Below are 19,122 nucleotides of genomic sequence, written 5' to 3'. Positions count from 1 at the left end.
GATAGCCTGGATAGGGCGCGCTAGCGCATTCCGGGCACGAGTGCCGCGGACCGTCCCTGCATCTCTCAACGTTGACGTCAGGCTGCGTGCAGCTTTAATGGCACACGGATCCAGCCCAGAATGTTGTTGTTGATCAACCTTTCGGGAGTGTCTATGAGCTCCACTTTCTTGACGCGTTCTGCTAGGACGCTGAACAAGCACTCGAACTCCAGGCGCGCGAGAGCCTGGCCGGCACAGCTGTGTACGCCAACGCCAAAACCGAGGTGCGGACCCTTGCGGGTGAGGTCGTATTGATCGGCGTTTTCCCAGCGGCGCGGGTCACGCCCAGCAGCGCCAAGGAAGACGCCCAGCACGTCGCCCTTTTGCAGGGGAGCACCCTCCAGTTCGAGATCTTGCGTCACCAGTCGCCCCATCATGCGCGCTGGAGGGTCATAGCGAAGCGTCTCTTCCAGTGCATTTTTGGCGAGCGATGGGTTAGCGTGCAGCTTGCTCCATTCTTCTGGATGTTGGCTGAAGGCATGCAACGTGTTTCCGATCGTCACCATGGTGGTGTCAAAGCCTGCGCCAAGCAGGGTCATCACCAGCAAGTTAGCCTCGGCCTCAGTAAGGATTCCTTCATCGGCAAACCCATAGATGCGGCCGGCCAGCCCGTTGGGAGTAACCGCCTCCCGGTTGCAGTTTCGCTCGATCCATTCGAAGGCCGGCACTGCCTGAACCAGTGAGTCTGCAAGAATTTTGTTGCGGGGCCCCGCACCATTGAAAGCCGCCTCGCCGAACTTGAGTACCCGCTCGCGGTTTTCTTCCGGCAAACCGATGGCATCGGGGAAGATCTTGAGGATGTAGCTGGAGGCCAGATCCTGAACACCATCAATGGTGCCTTGCTGCAGGTAGCGATCCACAACGGCTTCAGCTTGGCGGGTAAATTCTTCCCGCATGGACTTGATGGCCGGGGGCGAAAGCAGTTGCATGAGCGCGTCGCGCGAGCGCGTATGCGCAGGCGGATCTTCGGTAACAAGAATCTGCGGAACGATGGATTGTTCGTCCTGGAAAGGGCGTCCAGTGGAGGAGAATTCGCGCCAACGAGTCAGGACAGATTGGGCAGGGGCGTGTTGGCCAACAAAGAAACATTTGTGCTGATTGAGCCAGACCACCGGACCAAGCTCACGAATACGGCTTTCGGAGGTCTTGGCATTACGGATTTCTTCGACGGCCCACGGGTCAGCATCGGTGGTGGGAATTACATTGCGATAGAGGCCGCTCATCATTATCTCTCACGTTGTTGTTGGATTTCTTGCACGTGAGATGAGCTTAAAGAGCGACTCTGCTGCCTATAACCTATCTGTTGATCAGCGGATCAGCAAGGAGCGAAGTAGCGCTGACCGCGCGCTACTTCGCAACGCTGACTAAAAGATTACTCCGAACTGTCGCGCACGGCTGACGGCCTGACTACGACGTCGAACGCCGATCTTGTCGAAGATCTGTTGCATGTACCATTTGACACAACCCTCCGTGATGTTTAATCGGCGGCCGATTTCCTTGTTGCGCAGACCGCCGTGAACTAAATGCAAAATCTCGATTTCGCGGCTGTTTAGCACGCCGGATACGGCGTCGGCGGACAGTGTCGGTAGTTCGTTCGACAACGGCAGGGGCGCCGAGGCCGGTTGCGCTTGACGCTCCGGCGCGTTGAACACTTCGGCGCCGCGACAAAGCGTATCCAGCTCTTCGATGAAATCATCGACCTGAACACTGGTAGCGAGCGTCACATGCATGTGATCCATGTTGCCGAGCAACCCGCCAAGCCAAGCTTTTTCATCCACAAAGGTGCGAACCAAGCGCCGTCGCGCGGCCGTCTCGAAGCTTTTCTTCAGGCCGCGCTGCGCGCCTTTATCGTTGCCCGAGAGTAAGAGTAAGTGCGCATGCAAGACTTCCCAGCGTAGGCAGTTGCGAACGGCATCCGCTTGATGCAGAAAGCGCTGCCAAGCGCGGCACAACTCTATTGCATCTGCGAGCCGACCTTGCGCGATAGCCACACGTGCACAACAGAACGCCCGTGCCTCATCGCGAGTAGTAACCCTTGAGGCTGGACGCACATGTTCGAGCTGGCCGATCAACCCATTCATGCGGCCAAGCCGGAGCACTTCCTTTTGGTCGCCCAAGGCCAACAAAAGTCGCATCCGTTCGGCCAGTGCGCAATAACGCAGGCGTTCAAAACCGTGCTGTCTGGCGGCTTGATCAGCTTTGTCCAGGAGGGCGAATGCCTCGGCAAAATTATCGTCATGACAGGCAAGCTTGACCGCTGTCAGCCAACCGGAGATCGTCTGGTCGATGAAGCCTTCGTACTCTACCAAGGGCAAGTACGTGGCCAGCAATTCGCGCGCCTCGCTAAGCTCGTTCCGTTCGTAGTGCACTTCTGCCAACGGGAGGGCAAGGATGGTGGCGTAGGGTGAGCCAACGCCGGTGATGCCTTCCGCGGCTTTGAGCGCATTACGTAAGTCGGTGATTACTTGTTGCGTTTGTCCAGCCATAAAGCGTGCCGGACCAATCAGCGCTGCATGCACGACGATGGAGAGCTTGCTGCCGCCGCGCTTCAATTGCTCTTCGGCCAGATGGCCCAGGTGTTCAATTTCATCCAGTTTGAAGCGTTCCCGGTGCGCGTAGAGCAAAGCGTTGTAAACGCTACCGCGCATGATGGGGTGGGCCTCGCTGTACTTGTCGATCAGGTCCAGCGCTTGGGTTTCCAGAAGGTGGGTGTCGTCAACCATCATCGACAACATGGCTTCACGGTGCAGCAACTCTTGGCGCAGTATGCGCAAGCCGTTTTCACCGTAACGGTGCCGCGCTTCCTCAGTGCCGAGGTACTCGCGGGCGATTCGCAGCAGCTCTTTGGCCGTCTCGAATTTCCACAGGTGCAGCATGGACCAGGCCTGACCCAGCAAGATTCGTGGATAGCGATTGAGCACTTGACGGGGCAAACGCTCGACAAGGCGCCAAGCTTGATCGTCGCTGGTTTCAAAAAACACCACGATATTGTCATCGACGATTTTGGCGGCATGCTCCGCATCATTCGATTGCAGGGCGTGATTGTAGGCCTTGAACAACTGGTTATGGTGCAGGAAGTGCTTACTGGCGCTCAGGTGCAGATTCTTCAGCGTGTGCTGCGAAGATTCGAGCAACTGCTGAGACAGAAACCGGCGAAAGAGTGGATGCAATCGATAACTATTGGGGTGCCGAATGTCCTGGCTGAGGAACAGATCATTCGCTGCGCAGAAGCGGAGTAGGGCGGCGCTGCCTTCAGTCTTGCGTAGCGCATCGCAGGCAGCAAAGTCGATCTGTTCGAGCACCGAACAGCTCAACAGTAGTTCTTGAATCGCCGGTGTTTGCGAATCGAAGACTTCTTCTCTGAAGAAATCCTCATACCAGCTTGCGTCCTCCCAGGGAGCAGGGGGCTTGGGCTCATCCATGGATTGCCAATACTGCATCGCCAGGTTCATTCCCCCTGGCCAGCCTTCGGTCAACCTAAACAGCTCGTTGATCTCTTCACCATCCGTATCGACAGCATATCGCTGCAAGAACGCGGCCTTTTCTGCAGCGGTGAAGGCTAGCTGCTTACTGCCCATTTCCATGAGCTCGCCACGCAACCGGTACTGAGCCAGATTGATCGGCGAGCTTCCCCGACTGGATATGATGAACTGCACCGCCGATGGCGCCGCATCCAACAGTCGTGACAACAGTCGGGCCTGATCGCCTGGCTGCAGCTTGTGGGCGTCGTCTATCAATATCTGGGCGCAGGAAGAGCTGTTCGAGCTGTGCTGAGCTGAATGCCACTGAGCATGGGTGTCAACCGCTTGAAAATGTTCGTAAAGCGCATTGAGCTGATGAACAGCTCGCTCAAGGTTATTGCAGCCCACCCAAATAGCCGGGAGGCCTTGCGCTTTTACATGCCAGTAATGCTGAGTCAGTAGCGTAGTCCGGCCATATCCAGCAGGCGTGTGAAGGAGCACGATGCGGGAGGAGCTGCTCTGCAGCTGCTGATGAAGTGGCTCGCGGGGCAGGGTGTCTTTAATTAGTACAGCAGGTTGATCAACAAACAGAGCACCAGGTAAGCAGGCATTAAATGATTCTTGTTCAGCAATGGATGCTGTTGTTTTATGATGCATTGCATCACCTCCTATAGGGCGGTAGGTAACCTCTTATTGCATGTCAGCTCTTGCGTCACGGTTCGGTGTTGCGCAGGCGATGCCTGCTAATTAAGCCTGCGGTAATTGGGCAATGCAACGACCACTGCTCGGCTTAGGTTGCGCTACGAACAGGTGCCCGTGCCATAGAGCGCTGAAGGGCTCTTCTTTGCACCATATCTTATTCTCCCGCCCCTCCTGCCTATCCAAAGACAGGTTCGTATCGCCATCTTCGGATACTCGCCTTGTCCGCCAGACCACTGTCCATCAGATAGGTGATGGCGGATGGGTTGCCCGGTATTCCTACTAGCCAGAAAGGACTTGCAGCGAAGTCAAACGTGCGCAATTGCGAATGTTTATTACTTCCTGTGGTAGTGGCGGTACGTCGGTGACGGCCACGTTATCTACGTTGAAGAGGAGTACAACATGACCAAACAGGCGGTAGGGCTCGTTCCAGAGCGTCTGGCACAGATCAAACGCGCCATTGAGGAAGACGTCAGCAACGGTGTGTATTTTGGCGCCGTGATTCGAGTGACTCGTAATGGTGAAGCCGGTCTGGAGGACGCAATCGGCTGGGAGGATGAGACTCGTCAAAAAGCGCTGTCCACCAACTCTGTCTTCAGCATTTTCTCGTTAACAAAGGCGTTCGTTAATGTCTTGACCCTGGCGGCAATCGAACGGGGACAACTCGCGCTGACCACCAAGGTTGCCGACCTCATACCGGAATTCCGCGGCGCCCCACGAGATGGGGTCACGGTGAAGCATTTGCTCACCCATACCACCGGCATGCCGGGCGTTTGGGTACCAAAGCCGGACATGTATCAAGATCGGCTGGATGAAATGCTCCAAGCCATCTGCGAGAACGTTCATGGCGCCGTTCCGCCAGGGGAACGCTGCGACTATGCACCAGCAGTCAACCATATCCTGCTGGGCGAGTTGCTTCGCCTAACTGACCCGCAAGGACGTGATCTGCGCACGCTGATTCACCAAGACCTGTTTGAACCCTTGGGAATGACGGATACGTGGATGGGCGTGCGCCCAGATTTGCGCAAGCGGAAGGTGGTACCGCAGATGCGCGGTGTTATTCCAATCGCATGCCTGGGCCGGACGCAGCCAGGTCGCTACAGCCTGTTTGAAGAAGAAGTCAACGAAGCGGCACATGTCGGCGCCGTATCGACCACTGCAGATCTCTCCAGATTCGCAGAGATGCTGCGCCGCGACGGCGAGTTGGACGGGACGCGAATCTTGGCGCCGAGAACGATAGAGATCGCCCGTAAAAACTGGACCGGTGATCTGTACAACGAGCTCTATCGAACGGTTGCCTTGCGTGCTGGCTGGACCTCACCACCCAAAGCATGCATCGGCCTCGGATTCAACGTGCGCGGTGCTGACTTGGTTCACCATCAGTTCGGCACGCTCACCAGCGAGGAGACCTTCGGCAACTATGGCGCCGGCACAGGTCTGTTCTGGGTCGATCCTGTGTTGAACATGACATTTACCTTCCTGAGTGCGGGAGTTCTTCCGCAAGCCAAAAACATCGAACGCTTCCAGCGGCTTTCTGACATGGCGGTGGCGGCAGCGATCTGAGAGTTACCGAAAGCTTTACAACAAAAATAATGACCATGAAGCTGGAGAATTGTATGCGCATCAACAAACACAAGACCTCATTCCGCGTGCTCATGGCTGCTGGCGTGCTGCACTCAATCTTCTTCAACGTAAGCTACGCTGACGACGTGCAGAGCTTGGGCACCACTCTGACTCCTCTAGGTGCAATCAAGGCTGGCAACGCAGCCGGTTCCATTCCTGCCTGGACCGGTAACAAGGCCCAGTGCCCGGCCAACCTCCCTGCAGGCAGTCTGGCCTGGGAACCCTTCGCGGACGAAAAACCTGTACTGTCCATCACCGCCCAGAATATGGCGCAATATAAAGATCAACTGTCGCTCAGCGTCCAAACGTTGCTGCAGACCAATCCGGACTATCGAGTCGACGTTTACCCGACCCATCGCACTGCAGTGCAGCCGGATTGGGTTTATCAGTACACCAAGGCCAACGCCACCAGGGCAACTCTGACTGAGGGCGGCAAAGCCGTCAAAGGCGCGTATGGCGGCACACCCTTCCCAATCCCGAAATCGGGTGGGGAGGCAATGTGGAACCACTTCCTCGCGTGGAAAGGCTCGGCGACCGATGCGGTTTCCGATTTGTTTGTCATCGACTCCAACGGGACGCGCTCGCTGTCTGCCCGCATCGATGCCAGCAGGGTCTACCCCTATTACGTCCAGGATGGCGAAAGCAAGTTTGATGGTACCCACTGGATGTTGTCCCGTGCGCAGATCAAAGCACCGGCACGTCGAGTTGGGGAGGCTACCGTTGGTGTCTTCCCTATGGACTACCAGAACCAGCTCTTTGGCTCTTGGCAGTACATGCCAGGGCAGCGCCGAGTGCGCAAGCTGCCCAACGTCCAGTTTGATACACCAAACTTCTTCGTATCGGGCGTGGCAAATTTCGACGAAGCCTATGGATTCTTCGGCTCGCCTGAACAGTATGACTGGAAGTTGGTTGGCCGGAAGGAGATGTACATTCCCTACAACACCAACAAGCTGTTGAAAGCTGGCCCAGACTCGGCGATCGGCGCACACTTCGTGAAACCGGAGTTTGTACGTTGGGAATTGCACCGCGTGTGGCAAGTAGAGGGTAAGCTGAAGAGCGGTGTGCGTAACTCGGTGGCTTCCCGCACACTTTATTTGGATGAAGACACCTGGAACGTTGTTCTCAGCGACTTGTGGGACACCCAGAATAAGCATTGGCGCGGGGGGATCGTGTATTCCAGTATCTCCTGCGACTTGCCAGGTATTGTTCCGCTCCCGTTTGAGAATATCGACTTCCAGCAGAAAGCCTTTGTACTTGGCGAGTGGGGGAGCGAATATCACCCTCGCGAACCTCGCCCGAGAAGCTTCTACAGCCCGGAAGCTCTAGTGCAAGGCGCGCAACGCTGATCTGATTCAATTCTTTTCTTAGTTATTGATCTGTGCCGTTTGCGTCATTGCAAACGGTCCAGGTCCGCTATTCCGATTCTCTCTTTAACGGGTCTGAATGTTTTACTTGAGGCAATAACAATGAAAAAAAATGAAGCCTGCGTTGCCATTGCTCACAGCCGAACTGTGCAAACTCCTACAGTCGTCAACGGGCTGCCACTGAATTATATCTCGTTGGCCCTAGGCCTGGTCTTTGCTGCCGGTGTAGCCCCAATAGCATCCGCAGTCTCGTTGGACCTGCACCCAGAAATTGAGGCAGAGTGGACCAATACGCTGAAGTATTCTTTGGGTGCTCGTACTGGTGATAAGAACAATACCAATCTGGCCAATGTTAATACCGATGACTCTGAGCGAAATTTTGACCGTGGTTCGCTGATGATGAACCGGGTGGACTGGTTGACCGAACTCAATTTCAAGTACCAAAACTACTCACTCAACCTTAGCGGGGCCGGTTGGTACGACCAAGTTTACAATTCGTCCAATCAGAACGACTCTCCCGCGACCGCTAACTCGTTCAGTGTTGCGCATGATCATTATACGTCTGATACCCGAAAGTGGGCCGGCCGCAACTTTGAACTGATGAACGCCTTCGTCGGTGCACAGTACGAGGTCATGGATTACCCAGTCAGCGTGCGGCTGGGGCGGCACACGCTGCTGTGGGGTGAAAGCATGTTCTTCACCGACAACGGCATTGCATCTGCTATGGCACCGGTGGACGTCTACAAAGCGATGAGTGTGCCTAACATCAAGGCACAGGAAGTCTTCTTGCCGGTCAACCAGATCTCCACAAGCGTGCTGCTCAACGACGAGTGGACGGCCGAGGCGTTCTACCAGTTTAAGTGGGAAAAATCGCGACTTCCCCCGGTTGGCACCTTTCTCAGCAGTGCCGACCTGCTGGATGAAGGTGGCGAGCGGATAATCGTTGGACCAGGTACTTACCTTTATCGCGGGAATGATGACGAGGCGAATGCTCCACAGTATGGTGTTTCGCTACGTTGGCGGCCATCTGCCTACAACCTCGATCTTGGGGCTTATGCCATTCGTTACAACTATAAAGAACCGCGGGTCATGACCCAACTTTCAGGCGGTTTTGATCCAGTGACCGGAAGTGTCGGCACTTATCACCTGGAGTATAAGGAAGGCATCGATCTGTACGGCCTCAGTGCTAATACATCCTTCGGTAACCTCAACCTAGGTGGTGAAATTTCCTATCGTCACAATATCCCACTACGTTCGCTCGCCAGTGTGCTGGAGCCGGATGTTCTCGGTGACACGGTCAACGCTCAGGTCTCTGCTATCTATGTCGGTGGCGCCGGAGCGCTGTGGGACAACATCAGCTATGCCGGCGAGCTGGCCGGGCACAAGTTAGCCAAGGTCACTCAGCATGGCGAGCAACGTGACACATCGCTGAATAGTTTTGCTTACGGAGCGCGTGGGGTCGTCACGCTTGACTACTACCAAGTTTCACCGAGCCTCGATTTGTCCGTGCCAATCGGCATCGGTTATATGTTCAAAGGTAAATCGCCGACGTCAGGGGCGTTCGGTAACTACGCCGAGGATCAAGGCGGCGATCTGACCGTCGGGTTAGCAGCGACTTATGAGCAGCACTGGCAGGCCAGCATCAATTACACCAAATTCTTTGGTAATCATGACGACAACTACTATGTCGGCCGAGATTTTGTGATGGCGACACTCAGTCGTTCGTTCTGAGGCGGCGGGAAGGTCCTGAACAGCGGCTTTCCCGACTCATATCACACGGACAACCGATCGATGACGAAATGAATGTCGTACCTTCGTCAACGTATCTTTAATTCGTTTAAAGGATTTCACCATGCGTGCCATACGATTTTCAGGCCTCGCCGTCGTAGTATTATTTATCTTGAATCTATCAACGCTTGCGCTCGCAAACTCAACTCCCACGGTGCTGAATGAGCACGCCCAGCGCGTTGATCGACCAGAGAAGGCCTATTTGCTGAGCATTGCGAAAGCTGGTAATCGGTTGGTTGCGGTCGGTGAGGCCGGACGGATCATCCTCTCGGACGACAACGGAGCGTCTTGGCGGCAAGCCGAGGCGGTACCGGTGAGTGTGCTATTGACCGATGTGGCGTTTGCCAATGAGCGTATTGGCTGGGCCGTAGGACATTTGGGGGTGGTGCTTCGCACTGAAGATGGCGGCCAAACTTGGCAGAAACAGCTCGACGGCGTGCAGGTTGCCGAACTGATGCTCGCGCAGGCCAAGAGCATGACTGGTGTCAACGACGAGGTACAGGCTGCTGCTGTAGATCAGGCTACGCGCTTGGTTGAGGATGGCCCGGACAAACCCTTTTTAGCTCTGCATGTATCTTCGCCCGATCAGGCATTAGTGATTGGCGCTTACGGTCTTGCGTTGCAGACCAACGACGGAGGTAAACACTGGTCTGCGGCAACACAGATAGCCGACAACCCCGAGGGGCTGCATTACTACGCTGCTGCGCAGGTCGGCGATGTCCAGCTGCTAGTCGGTGAACAAGGGCTGTTGCTGCGGGGCACCGCAGGGGGCGCGTATGAGCGTATTGCTCAACCCTACCCGGGCACTTTGTTTGGATGCATCGGCCAGTTAGGGCAGCCGTTACTGGCTTTTGGGCTGCGCGGTAACGTCGTCAAGTCGCTCGATGCCGGTGCCACCTGGAAGCAGGTGGATAGTCCGCTGAAGGCCTCTATTCAGGCTGCCACATTATTGTCGGACGGTACCATCGTGCTGGCTGCGGAGAATGGCCAGGTTGTGGCGTGGCGGCCCGAGGGTGGTTTCTCAGCCTTGGCCCAAGCAGGTCAGCCAGTTGCAGCATTGATTCAGACGCAACCCCAGACCTTGATTTTGGTCGGGCCTCATGGGGTTGAATCGGTAAGGTTTGGAGCGTAATGGCCATGAACATCAACGTGCAATGCACTTCTTCCGTGTCGACATTCCGGGCGGAGGACGGATCGTTCCTGGAACGGTTGTTATTCGAGAACCGGGTGTGGATCGTCCTCTTTTGTTTGGCGCTGACGGCCTTTTTCAGTTATCAGACTCGCCATTTGGACCTCAATGCAAGCTACAAGGCCGTCATTCCCAATGATCATCCTTATGTGCAGAACTACCTGGCCCATGAACGAGACCTAAAAGGGTTGGGTAACACCCTGCGGATCATTGTGGCTAACCGCGCTGGCGACATTTTCGATCCTGACTACCTGAAGACTTTGCGTGAAATCAATGACGCGGTATTCGCAGTTCCAGGGGTCGAGCGCCCATACATGCAATCACTGTGGACTCGGAGTACTCGCTGGCTGGCCGTTACCGAAGAGGGCATTGATGGCGGTCCTGTAATGCCTGATGCTTACGACGGCACTCCCCAGTACCTAGAGGCGTTAAGGCTCAACATCCTGCGCTCCGGCGAAGTCGGCCGTTTGGTTGCCGCAGACATGCAATCGAGCGCAATCGTCGTGCCACTGCTCGATTACGATGCCCAAGCCGGTCAAGCGCTTGACTACGGCAAGCTCTCGCAGCAATTGGAGGCTATCAGGGCCAAATATCAGAATGACAAAGTAAGTATCCACATCGTTGGCTTTGCCAAAGTGATGGGTGATCTTATCGACGGTCTCTGGCAGATCCTGGCATTCTTCGCAATTGCTGTCGCCATCGCAACAGCCATGGTCTACTGGTTCACCCGCTGTCTGCGCAGTACTGTCCTGGTTGTCCTTTGTTCGCTGGTGGCCGTGCTGTGGCTGCTGGGAATGTTGCCGATGCTTGGTCTGAGGCTGGACCCATACTCGATCCTGGTACCGTTCCTCATTTTCGCCATTGGTATGAGTCATGGCGCTCAGAAAATGAACGGGGTCATGCAAGATGTTGGCCGTGGCCTATCGCGCATCGATGCGGCCCGCAATACCTTCCGCCGCCTTTTCTTGGCGGGTTTCACCGCATTGGTCTGTGATGCCGTAGGCTTTGCGGTGCTGTTCATGGTCAACATTCAAGCCATCCGTGAACTCGCGCTGACAGCGAGCTTGGGCGTGGCAATCCTGATTTTCACCAACCTGATTCTGTTGCCGATTCTCCTGACTTACACCGGCGTTAGCGAGAACGCTGCGCGCCGAGCGTTAGCCAGTGAAAACAAGGCCCTTGCAGGTGGAGCAGGCGGCTGGAATATTCTGGTCTTGTTTACCCGTCGGCCATATGCGTTCGCTGCCATTTGCGCTGCACTGGTACTGACCGTCGGCGGCGCAATCTTGGCAACCCGGTTGCAAGTAGGTGATCTGGACGCGGGAGCGCCCGAGTTACGCGCCGACTCGCGCTACAACGTCGATAATGCGTTCGTGAATGGGCATTACGCCACCAGCAGTGATGTGCTGGCGATCATGGTCACCACTCCGGCCGAGCAATGCGCCGACTATGCAACCCTGGTCAAGGTCCGCGAACTGCAGTCGATCTTGCAACGCTTACCGGGGACTGACGCGACACTGTCCTTTGCTGACCTCGCAAGGCAGATGGGGGCCGCCTTCAATGAGGGTAGCCTCAAGTGGGCAGAGCTGGTTCCTAATCAAACCGTGCTCAACACCATCATGACGCAGGCATCGAGGGGGTTGTTCAATGGCGACTGCAACATGCTCACCCTGTACGTCTACCTGCGTGACCATAAGGCCAGTACGCTGGAACAGACCGTTCAAGCGGTCGAAGCATTTGCCGCGCGTGCTGATACGCAGGATGTGAAGTTCCTGCTGGCGGCCGGCAACGCAGGTATCGAAGCGGCGACCAATCAGGTGGTCAAGCACAACAACTACCTGATGCTGCTGGGCGTTTACTTGGCAGTGATCATTCTTAGTCTGATTACTTTCCGCTCTTGGCGGGCCGTGCTGGTGGCCATCTTGCCGCTGGCTCTGACCAGCCTGCTGGCTGAGGCCTTGATGGTCTTGGTCGGCGTAGGTCTGAAAGTTGCGACTTTACCGGTCACCGCACTGGGCGTCGGTATCGGGATTGATTATGCCCTGTATATCTTGAGCATCATGCTGGTGTGGCTGCGAACTGGTGCATCGCTCGAGCAAGCCTATTCTCGGTCCTTGATGTTCGTGGGGCGGGTTGTGTTACTGACGGGGATGACCTTGGCAGCTGGCGTGGCTACCTGGATGTTCTCGCCGATCAAGTTCCAGGCCGATATGGGTTTGCTGCTTGCGTTCATGTTCCTCGTCAATATGTTCGGCGCGTTGGTACTGCTCCCCAGCATAGCTTGTTTCATGTTGAAGCCAGCTACTCCGCAGCCGGTCACGGCCCCCGTGAAAGTGCTAGAAAACGCGTAGGAGTCTGCTCATGAAGCGACGCTTTGAGGACAAGGTAGTTCTGGTTACGGGGGCCGCAGGTGGCATTGGCCTTGCCACTGCAAGGGCTTTTGCGGCGGAAGGCGCCAAGGTCATGCTTGCAGATCGTGACGGCATCAAACTGCATGTGGCAGAAGAGCTCATACGGGAAGAGGGTGGCGATGCAGCCTCGGTAGTGGTCGATGTCACAGACTACGGCGACTGCCAGAGGATGGTTGAGGCGGTGGTGCAGCGATTCAATGGTCTGCACATCGCTTGCAACAATGCCGGCGTGCCATCACCAATCGCGCCCTTCGAGCAGCAATCACTCGAGCAATGGCGGCGGGTGATGGATGTTAACCTGAATGGCGTCTTCCATTGCATGCAAGCACAAGTGCCGGCCCTGCGAAAAAGTGCCGGCACGGCAATTATCAATACGGCGTCAGTCACCAGCCATCTGGCGGCAGCTGGCATGGCGGGGTATGTGGCGAGCAAGCATGGGGTGGCGGGGTTGACCAAGGCCACCGCGTTAGATCTGATCGGTTATGGTATCCGCGTGAATGCCGTTGCTCCAGGCTTCATCGAAACACCAATGCTGGCTCCCGCGCTTGAAGCCGAAAAAGGCCGTAGCTTCTTCGATGCACGGGCTCCAATCGGTCGTATTGGCAAGGTTGAAGAAGTTGCATCCTGTGTACTGTTTCTGGCGTCTGCGGAGGCGAGCTATGTGGTAGGCACCATTTTGAACGTCGATGGTGGCATAGCTCTAATCTAGAGCTTGATGATCGTAGCCCTATGGGGCCATTGACGCTGGTAATGCTGCGTCGAGCGGCCCAGTTTCACGCTGACCAGAGTTCCCTGTTGCTCACTCATGTCGTCCACGCCGCAGGCCCCCTTAAAACTGCAGAAGAAGTCCAGGAGATAAACAGCTCGGCAGTCAGCCGGCATGTTGTGTGTCACGCCGGTCAGGCCGCCTCATTCAACAGCGGTCTGCGCCTACCACTGGGGGCATGGCCTCATCTGTCCTGATCGAAAGATAGGTGTTCTACGGGAGCTTCGGGATGCTTAATCTACGTTCCATAGCGGAGACTCCTACATGAAAACAATAAAAATGTGGATGATTTGCACACTGATCGGCTCGGCTTCATTGGTAGCGGCTGCGCTACCTAGCTGGCAGGTGACTCTTCCAAATAATCGGATGGCAGCGTGTCAGCTAGAGCCCAGACTCTGCCAGTTACCCAGAGATATCCGGCTTTGGCCTTAATGGATCTCTGGGCTACGCGTTGGTGCGATAACCAGCTTACCTGCGAGACCCGAATCTGTTTTGCCTTTGAAGGTAAACGGCTCTCAGAAACTGTTCAAGGCATGGGCACTCTGCGTTCCATGCCTTGCCCTGATGCTCGTGCGCGATAGGCGAATCAGTAGTTCAATGAGCTGACGTCTGCACCCACACGACCGCCGGTATCCTCGCCTGCAGCCAAATGGAAGTCATAGGATATGGTTGAAACCTCTGGAGTAGGGGGCTCGCCGCTCAGGGTCGGCGTGACGATCAGCTGTTCCGAGGTCACGCCGAATACCGTATCGTCATTGACGAAGCGATCGCCTGCAATGTAGAGGGCCGTCACGAGTTCTTTGTGGCCAGGCGCGCTGATCAAAAAGTGAATATGAGCGGGTCGACAACCATGACGGCCTTGTGCATTCAGCATACGTCGAACTGGACCGTCATCGGGCAGCGGATAACTCTTGGGCATGACGGTTAATGCGTGATAGCGGCCATTCTCGTCGGTGGTGTACACGCCCCGCACGTCCATTTCCAAGCCACGCTGGATGTCATAAACCCCTTCCGAATCGGTCTGCCAGATCTGCACAGTTGCCTCAGGAATTGGGTTGCCGCCGCAGTCCAAAATTCGACCTTTCAGTTGCAATTGTGGACCTGTACAGCGCACCGCCATTGACTGACCGTTCTGATAGAGGGGAGCTTGCTCTCGATAGAATGGTCCGAGCAAGCTGCTCTCAGTGGCCTGGAGCAGCCCCATGCCGTCCTGGAGCAAGTTAACCACAGCGCTGAGGCCGAGGGCATCCGAGAGGAGGATGAATTCTTTGCGATGAGCACTGCTCATTTGCCCCGTGGCGGTCAGGAATGCGACACCGGCCAGCCATTCTTCAGGGGTCAACCCAGTATCAATGGCGAATGCATGCAGATGTCGAACTGCGCACTCCATCACTTCGCGCAAACGTGTGGAAGGTGTGCCAGACATCTGTGCGATAACTGCATTGGTGAGCTCAACTAGCCGTTCGTTGTCGGACGTAGCGGTCATATGGTTATGGTCCTTGATGTTTTTTGTCGGACTTGGAAAGGCTCGCGCGTCATTATCGAGGCCCATTTGGCCTCGGACGATGACAATTTGGGCGTGCCGAGACATCGAGGCCGGGGACGCTTCGGCCTCGATGTTAGTCAGTTCAAGCGACGTGATTCGAAGGCAGGCTTGTGACGTCGACTCGACGGTTGTCCTTCTTATAAGGGCTTGGAGCAACGCGGGCACGGATGTGTTTTTGTCGAGTGCCAGGGTGGCCCCAGACAACAGTGACTTCCGTTCCAGGAGCCATGTAGGCTCTGTCGATTACGCACAACGACAGCATTTCGCGGAACGTATAGCTGTAGCAGCGCGAGCTTGAAACGCCGATTTCTTGGCCGTCCTTCAGCACCTTGTCCATCCAGGTCAAGCCTAATAAGTTACGGGGCATTTCCATGTATGTGTAAGGCTCTGCAGCCTTGCTGAGAAGGGAGGCGGAAACGTCGGAGACATCATCTGCGTTCCAGACCAAGGTAACCATTGTCCGGACTGGGTCTTCCGCTTCCCGCTCAAGCGCAGTGCGGCCGATGAACTCGTGGTCGTACTTGACGTTTTTCCCCCAGCCGAGCTCGAAGGGGGTCCGAGCGTAGGTGGTCAAATCCGTGTTCTTGGCGCTGCCCGCGAAAGCTAGCCAGTCCATGAAGTAGGGCATGCTCTGCAGAATTACGTTGAGGAAGTCACGTTGATCGTCGCCGAACATGGCTGGGAGGTAATCGACGGTCGGCGTAGGGAAGCAAGCTTCCACGTGATTCACCATCTTACTTCTACCACCAAGCCGACGTATGCCGTAACGCTCGCCCGCTGTCAGAATCGCGCTGTAAATCGCTACACCATGCTGGCTATCGCCGTGAAGTTCATAGCCAAGCTCGCCGGCCATACCTTGGCGCAGCACCCTGAAGGGCATGTCATTAATACTGGATTGACGAAATCGCATGAAGCCGATGTCGCGCAAATTTTCACCGGTGAGTTCTTCCAGCAACAGCAGCGAATTGGGCCCTTGTACCTGAAAGACAAAATGCTCTTCAGTCACTATTTCAGCCTTGGCGTTGAAATTGCCTTGCATGAACTGATACATCGCCCAGGCAACGCCTGGCCCACTGGTGTACATCACGCTGTCTTCGGCAAGGTACATCAGCACGCCATCGCCCATCACCTTACCGGAAGCATTGCATAATACGGCATGTTTGGCTTGGCCGATATCGAACTGCGCAAAGCTATTGACGGCGATGGAGGAAAAGAAAGAAAGCGCCTCAGGCCCAGTAACTTTCATCTTCATCAGGGGAGACCAATCACCGATGAAGCATGTTTTCTTCCAGGATTCGCATTCGTCGATCCAGTGGGTGTACTCGGTGGGTTCGAGTTCGAAGAAGAAACGGGTGTAAGAAGTGGCGCGAGGATCGTCGGGTACTTGCGCAACATGGTAAAGTGGTTGCGGAGCCGCTTTGCTCATGGTTTTTCCTCAGCTTTTATAATTTTTGTTTGGCTAATGCTCGACGTAAATCATCCAGTTTAGGCGTAACTTAAATAAGCTATTCTTTGAGTCCTGCAGCGCGCGCGGCCGCCAATGGAAGCGAAACCGCGAGCCGAAGCTGGATTGACGTTATTTGTGCAACTCGCGCCAGTTTTTAGGAAGCGCTCCCAAGGTGCTCCCACCATCCACCACGAATTCCGCCCCAGTGATGTAGCCTGAATCACGATGGGCCAGGAAGGTCACCATGCGGCTGATTTCTTCCGGTTGTGCCGCACGTGCAATCGGCTGAACTGAAAGGACCGCTGACAAGTCATGTGGTGCAGTCATCGGTGTTTGCACCGGGCCGGGCAAAACGGCGTTGACACGGATGTTGTCATGCGCGAGTTCTAGCGCGGCCGCCTTGGTTAAGCCGAGTACTCCCCATTTGCTAGCGCAGTACGCGCTTGCCAAGGGGTAACCGCGTACTGCTGCGGTCGAGGCGATATTGACAATAGCTCCACCGCCCCGTTTTCTCATATCACCGATGACAGCAGCGATGCCTAGATAAGAACCGGTGAGGTTGATGTCCAGCATCTTGCGAAAGAGCCCGCTGTCACCAGCATCAAGTGCTTCAATGCCAATGATTCCTGCATTGTTGATCAGTACTGAGGTTGCGCCAAACGTGGCATTGGTCACGGCGACAGCACTGCGCCAAGAAGCCTCGTCGGCAACATCCAAATGAACATACAGGGCGCGATCACCCAGTTCTTCGGATAATTCTTGTCCAAGTCCGCTCGCGATGTCAGCGATGACGACATTCGCTCCCAAAGCGTGGAAGGCACGAACATGTGAGGCGCCCATCCCGCTTGCACCACCGGTAATCAGTACTGTTTCTTCATTGAAGTTCATTGCGCTCTCCTTGTTCATGCTTATGGCTAATTAGATTCAGCTAATACGCTAACGAACATTTGCTTCCGGTCACTCACTGGTCGGCAGAAAGTTTCATGAGCGTGCGTCATCCTGCTGTGGCTCGACGGTTTCATGCACGGTTAAAGATGTGCCGACACGGAAGGCAAATCTGGCTGTGGTATCACGTAAATGTGGATCAAGGGGGCGGTTAACCCAGAATCGCGTTGGCTGGGTGAGGCGGGGAAATGCAGTCGGTCATTACTGGCATTGGCCGCCATATGGCACAGCATCAAAATGAGGATATTGATGATGCTCTTAATCTGACCGTTGAACCTGGCTCGACGGCCAGGCGGGCACAACGGCAAGGAAGATTTACCAACGGAGCACTCAGTACCTGTTGACGCAATTGTCATGTCCATTTTCCTTATTTTTAGGGACGTCCGAAGCTTCAATCAAAATGCCTGCGCAGCAGTCAGCATCGCTGAAGGTTTGACGGACGTCCCCTATCCAACGGTCAACAATCGAATGGGGAAATTCAGCAGAGGGGAAAGGGACGAGCGCTACGTAAGACTCAATCGAATCATCAGCGCTGTAGGGATGTACCTATCTACTGATAGGCGTATCCAAAGCAGCATGAGATCAAGCTAGCCACGTTGGTCAAAAAGCAACTCCACCCCGATGAGGTCGCCATGAAGGCAGACAACGACGCATGCGCTGGTCGCAGTGAACGCAAAGTTTCCAGCCGCGGGCTGGCAGGGACTGCACGCCTCTCACTAAATAGTATGTTGCTGCCGGGGCTCCTATGTGTTGGTCTCGCCGGCCCAACAGTTACCCAGGCGGGCCCTGGCTGCGCCACCAATTCTGAACCTCAGGTGATATGTGGCGTCGGCGCACCGGAAGATCTAGAGCTGCTCCCCGATAAAAAGTACGTATTGATGAGCTCTACACCTGGTTTAGCCCATGCTCATCGGCAGGGCTTGCGTCTAATACATGTGGACTCCAAGGTGATCTCTGATCTGCCGATCAAGCTCGCTGCTAAAAAAGGTTGGGGGGACCAAAATTGTCCGGCGCCGACACAGGCCATCGGTTCCCACGGCATACATTTGTCAAAAAAGGCTGACGGCAACCTGCAGTTATTGGTAGTCAACCATGCGGGTAGGGAGGCAATCGAATTTCTCCAACTGTTCAAGACCGAGCAAGGGTGGCGGGCTGTATGGCGTGGTTGTGTGGAGAATAAATTTGGAAGCGTGATGAATGATGTTGTTTCTACAGCGGATGGTGGCTTTGTCGCGACCGCGAGCGTTGAAGTAGCGGCTTTCAAAGCGGATCCCCAATTCAATACGCTGCTAGATGGTCGGAATACGGGCTATTTAGTGCAGTGGCGTGATGGGGGAGTACTTACCAAAATTCCAAGAAGCGACGCACCATTCCCTAACGGCATACAGCTCAGCCCGGATGGTCGCGTTGCGTGGTTCGCGCTATGGACAGCAAACGCCATCCGTCTGTTTGACCTGAAGCAGCAACGTATGATTAAAGATATTCCTCTTAGTTTCATGCCCGACAATCTCAGCCTGAGTGAGCATGGTAGCGTGCTGGTCACCGGCATTCTGCTCGCTGAAACCTTTCGGGAGTGTTACCTAAACAAAACCGATGCGTGCCAAAGCGCTTTTTCTGTGGCCGAGATCTCTCAGAGCTCAAATACGATTAACGTTCTGCATGAAGAACCTGAAGGCTGGATTTCAGGGGCGTCAGTGGCTATACAGGTTGAAAGGGGTGTATACGTAGGCTCGTTTACAGGGGATCGAATGCTATATCTAGCTAATGTGTTTCCTGAGGTAAACGTTACCGATCGTTGAGGCATCTGTCTATAAAAGCACTGAACAGGGCAATTACGAAGGTAG

Annotated in this window: 12 protein-coding genes; 7 read left to right on the top strand and 5 right to left on the bottom strand. The window is 55.2% G+C overall.

The window, feature by feature from the left end; genetic code table 11:
• Window positions 1–77: 77 nt before the first annotated feature.
• Together E8E78_RS00430 and E8E78_RS00425 are read right to left on the bottom strand one after the other, a co-directional pair.
• Window positions 78–1,262, bottom strand: a complete 1,185-nt coding sequence (locus E8E78_RS00430; protein WP_179052443.1) for a cytochrome P450 — start codon at window positions 1,260–1,262, stop codon at window positions 78–80.
• A gap of 141 nt (window positions 1,263–1,403) precedes the next feature.
• On the bottom strand, window positions 1,404–4,157 hold the full coding sequence (locus E8E78_RS00425) for a LuxR C-terminal-related transcriptional regulator (protein WP_280311585.1): 2,754 nt from the start codon (window positions 4,155–4,157) through the stop codon (window positions 1,404–1,406).
• A 444-nt stretch (window positions 4,158–4,601) separates the two neighbouring features.
• On the opposite strand from E8E78_RS00425, the gene E8E78_RS00420 reads away from it, so the two are divergent.
• From E8E78_RS00420 to E8E78_RS00395, 6 genes are all read left to right on the top strand, one after another.
• A complete protein-coding gene (locus tag E8E78_RS00420) occupies window positions 4,602–5,762 on the top strand; it encodes a serine hydrolase domain-containing protein (RefSeq protein ID WP_280311584.1) in 1,161 nt (386 codons plus the stop codon).
• 53 nt (window positions 5,763–5,815) lie between these two features.
• On the top strand, window positions 5,816–7,168 hold the full coding sequence (locus E8E78_RS00415) for a DUF1329 domain-containing protein (protein WP_179052445.1): 1,353 nt from the start codon (window positions 5,816–5,818) through the stop codon (window positions 7,166–7,168).
• Window positions 7,169–7,288: 120 nt separating this feature from the next.
• A complete protein-coding gene (locus E8E78_RS00410; RefSeq protein WP_280311583.1) occupies window positions 7,289–8,917 on the top strand; it encodes a DUF1302 family protein in 1,629 nt (542 codons plus the stop codon).
• Between the two features lie 121 nt (window positions 8,918–9,038).
• Window positions 9,039–10,106: a YCF48-related protein gene (locus E8E78_RS00405; RefSeq protein WP_280311582.1), complete on the top strand. Its 1,068-nt coding sequence runs from the start codon at window positions 9,039–9,041 to the stop codon at window positions 10,104–10,106.
• Window positions 10,107–10,111: 5 nt separating this feature from the next.
• Window positions 10,112–12,514: an MMPL family transporter gene (locus tag E8E78_RS00400; RefSeq protein WP_179052447.1), complete on the top strand. Its 2,403-nt coding sequence runs from the start codon at window positions 10,112–10,114 to the stop codon at window positions 12,512–12,514.
• Window positions 12,515–12,524: 10 nt separating this feature from the next.
• Complete coding sequence (locus E8E78_RS00395) at window positions 12,525–13,283, top strand: SDR family NAD(P)-dependent oxidoreductase (protein WP_280311581.1); 759 nt, start codon at window positions 12,525–12,527, stop codon at window positions 13,281–13,283.
• A gap of 643 nt (window positions 13,284–13,926) precedes the next feature.
• Here the strand turns inward: E8E78_RS00395 and E8E78_RS00390 are convergent.
• The 3 genes from E8E78_RS00390 to E8E78_RS00380 form a co-directional block, all read right to left on the bottom strand.
• Entirely contained in the window at window positions 13,927–14,826 is a 900-nt protein-coding gene (locus E8E78_RS00390; RefSeq protein WP_280311580.1) for a dioxygenase, read from the bottom strand.
• Window positions 14,827–14,968: 142 nt separating this feature from the next.
• Window positions 14,969–16,312, bottom strand: coding sequence for an aminomethyl transferase family protein (locus E8E78_RS00385; RefSeq protein ID WP_280311579.1), 1,344 nt, complete (start codon window positions 16,310–16,312; stop codon window positions 14,969–14,971).
• A gap of 150 nt (window positions 16,313–16,462) precedes the next feature.
• Complete coding sequence (locus E8E78_RS00380) at window positions 16,463–17,221, bottom strand: SDR family oxidoreductase (protein WP_280311578.1); 759 nt, start codon at window positions 17,219–17,221, stop codon at window positions 16,463–16,465.
• Window positions 17,222–17,910: 689 nt separating this feature from the next.
• On the opposite strand from E8E78_RS00380, the gene E8E78_RS00375 reads away from it, so the two are divergent.
• Window positions 17,911–19,077 carry a hypothetical protein gene (locus E8E78_RS00375; RefSeq protein ID WP_280311577.1) on the top strand — a complete coding sequence of 389 codons (1,167 nt, stop codon included), beginning with the start codon at window positions 17,911–17,913 and terminating at the stop codon, window positions 19,075–19,077.
• The last annotated feature ends 45 nt before the right edge of the window (window positions 19,078–19,122 follow it).

Origin of the sequence: Pseudomonas sp. BN505 (assembly GCF_029873175.1) — a bacterium.
GTDB classification, from domain to species: domain Bacteria; phylum Pseudomonadota; class Gammaproteobacteria; order Pseudomonadales; family Pseudomonadaceae; genus Aquipseudomonas; species Aquipseudomonas putida.
The sequence above is the reverse complement of the archived record's forward strand: the minus strand, read 5'-3'. Positions and strand labels throughout refer to the sequence as shown.

Bases quoted from the DNA above. Each gene is read 5' to 3' on its own strand.
- E8E78_RS00430 (WP_179052443.1), bottom strand. From the start codon at position 1,262: ATGAGCGGCCTCTATCGCAATGTAATTCCCACCACCGATGCTGACCCG.
- E8E78_RS00425 (WP_280311585.1), bottom strand. From the start codon at position 4,157: ATGCATCATAAAACAACAGCATCCATTGCTGAACAAGAATCATTTAAT.
- E8E78_RS00420 (WP_280311584.1), top strand. From the start codon at position 4,602: ATGACCAAACAGGCGGTAGGGCTCGTTCCAGAGCGTCTGGCACAGATC.
- E8E78_RS00415 (WP_179052445.1), top strand. From the start codon at position 5,816: ATGCGCATCAACAAACACAAGACCTCATTCCGCGTGCTCATGGCTGCT.
- E8E78_RS00410 (WP_280311583.1), top strand. From the start codon at position 7,289: ATGAAAAAAAATGAAGCCTGCGTTGCCATTGCTCACAGCCGAACTGTG.
- E8E78_RS00405 (WP_280311582.1), top strand. From the start codon at position 9,039: ATGCGTGCCATACGATTTTCAGGCCTCGCCGTCGTAGTATTATTTATC.
- E8E78_RS00400 (WP_179052447.1), top strand. From the start codon at position 10,112: ATGAACATCAACGTGCAATGCACTTCTTCCGTGTCGACATTCCGGGCG.
- E8E78_RS00395 (WP_280311581.1), top strand. From the start codon at position 12,525: ATGAAGCGACGCTTTGAGGACAAGGTAGTTCTGGTTACGGGGGCCGCA.
- E8E78_RS00390 (WP_280311580.1), bottom strand. From the start codon at position 14,826: ATGACCGCTACGTCCGACAACGAACGGCTAGTTGAGCTCACCAATGCA.
- E8E78_RS00385 (WP_280311579.1), bottom strand. From the start codon at position 16,312: ATGAGCAAAGCGGCTCCGCAACCACTTTACCATGTTGCGCAAGTACCC.
- E8E78_RS00380 (WP_280311578.1), bottom strand. From the start codon at position 17,221: ATGAACTTCAATGAAGAAACAGTACTGATTACCGGTGGTGCAAGCGGG.
- E8E78_RS00375 (WP_280311577.1), top strand. From the start codon at position 17,911: ATGAAGGCAGACAACGACGCATGCGCTGGTCGCAGTGAACGCAAAGTT.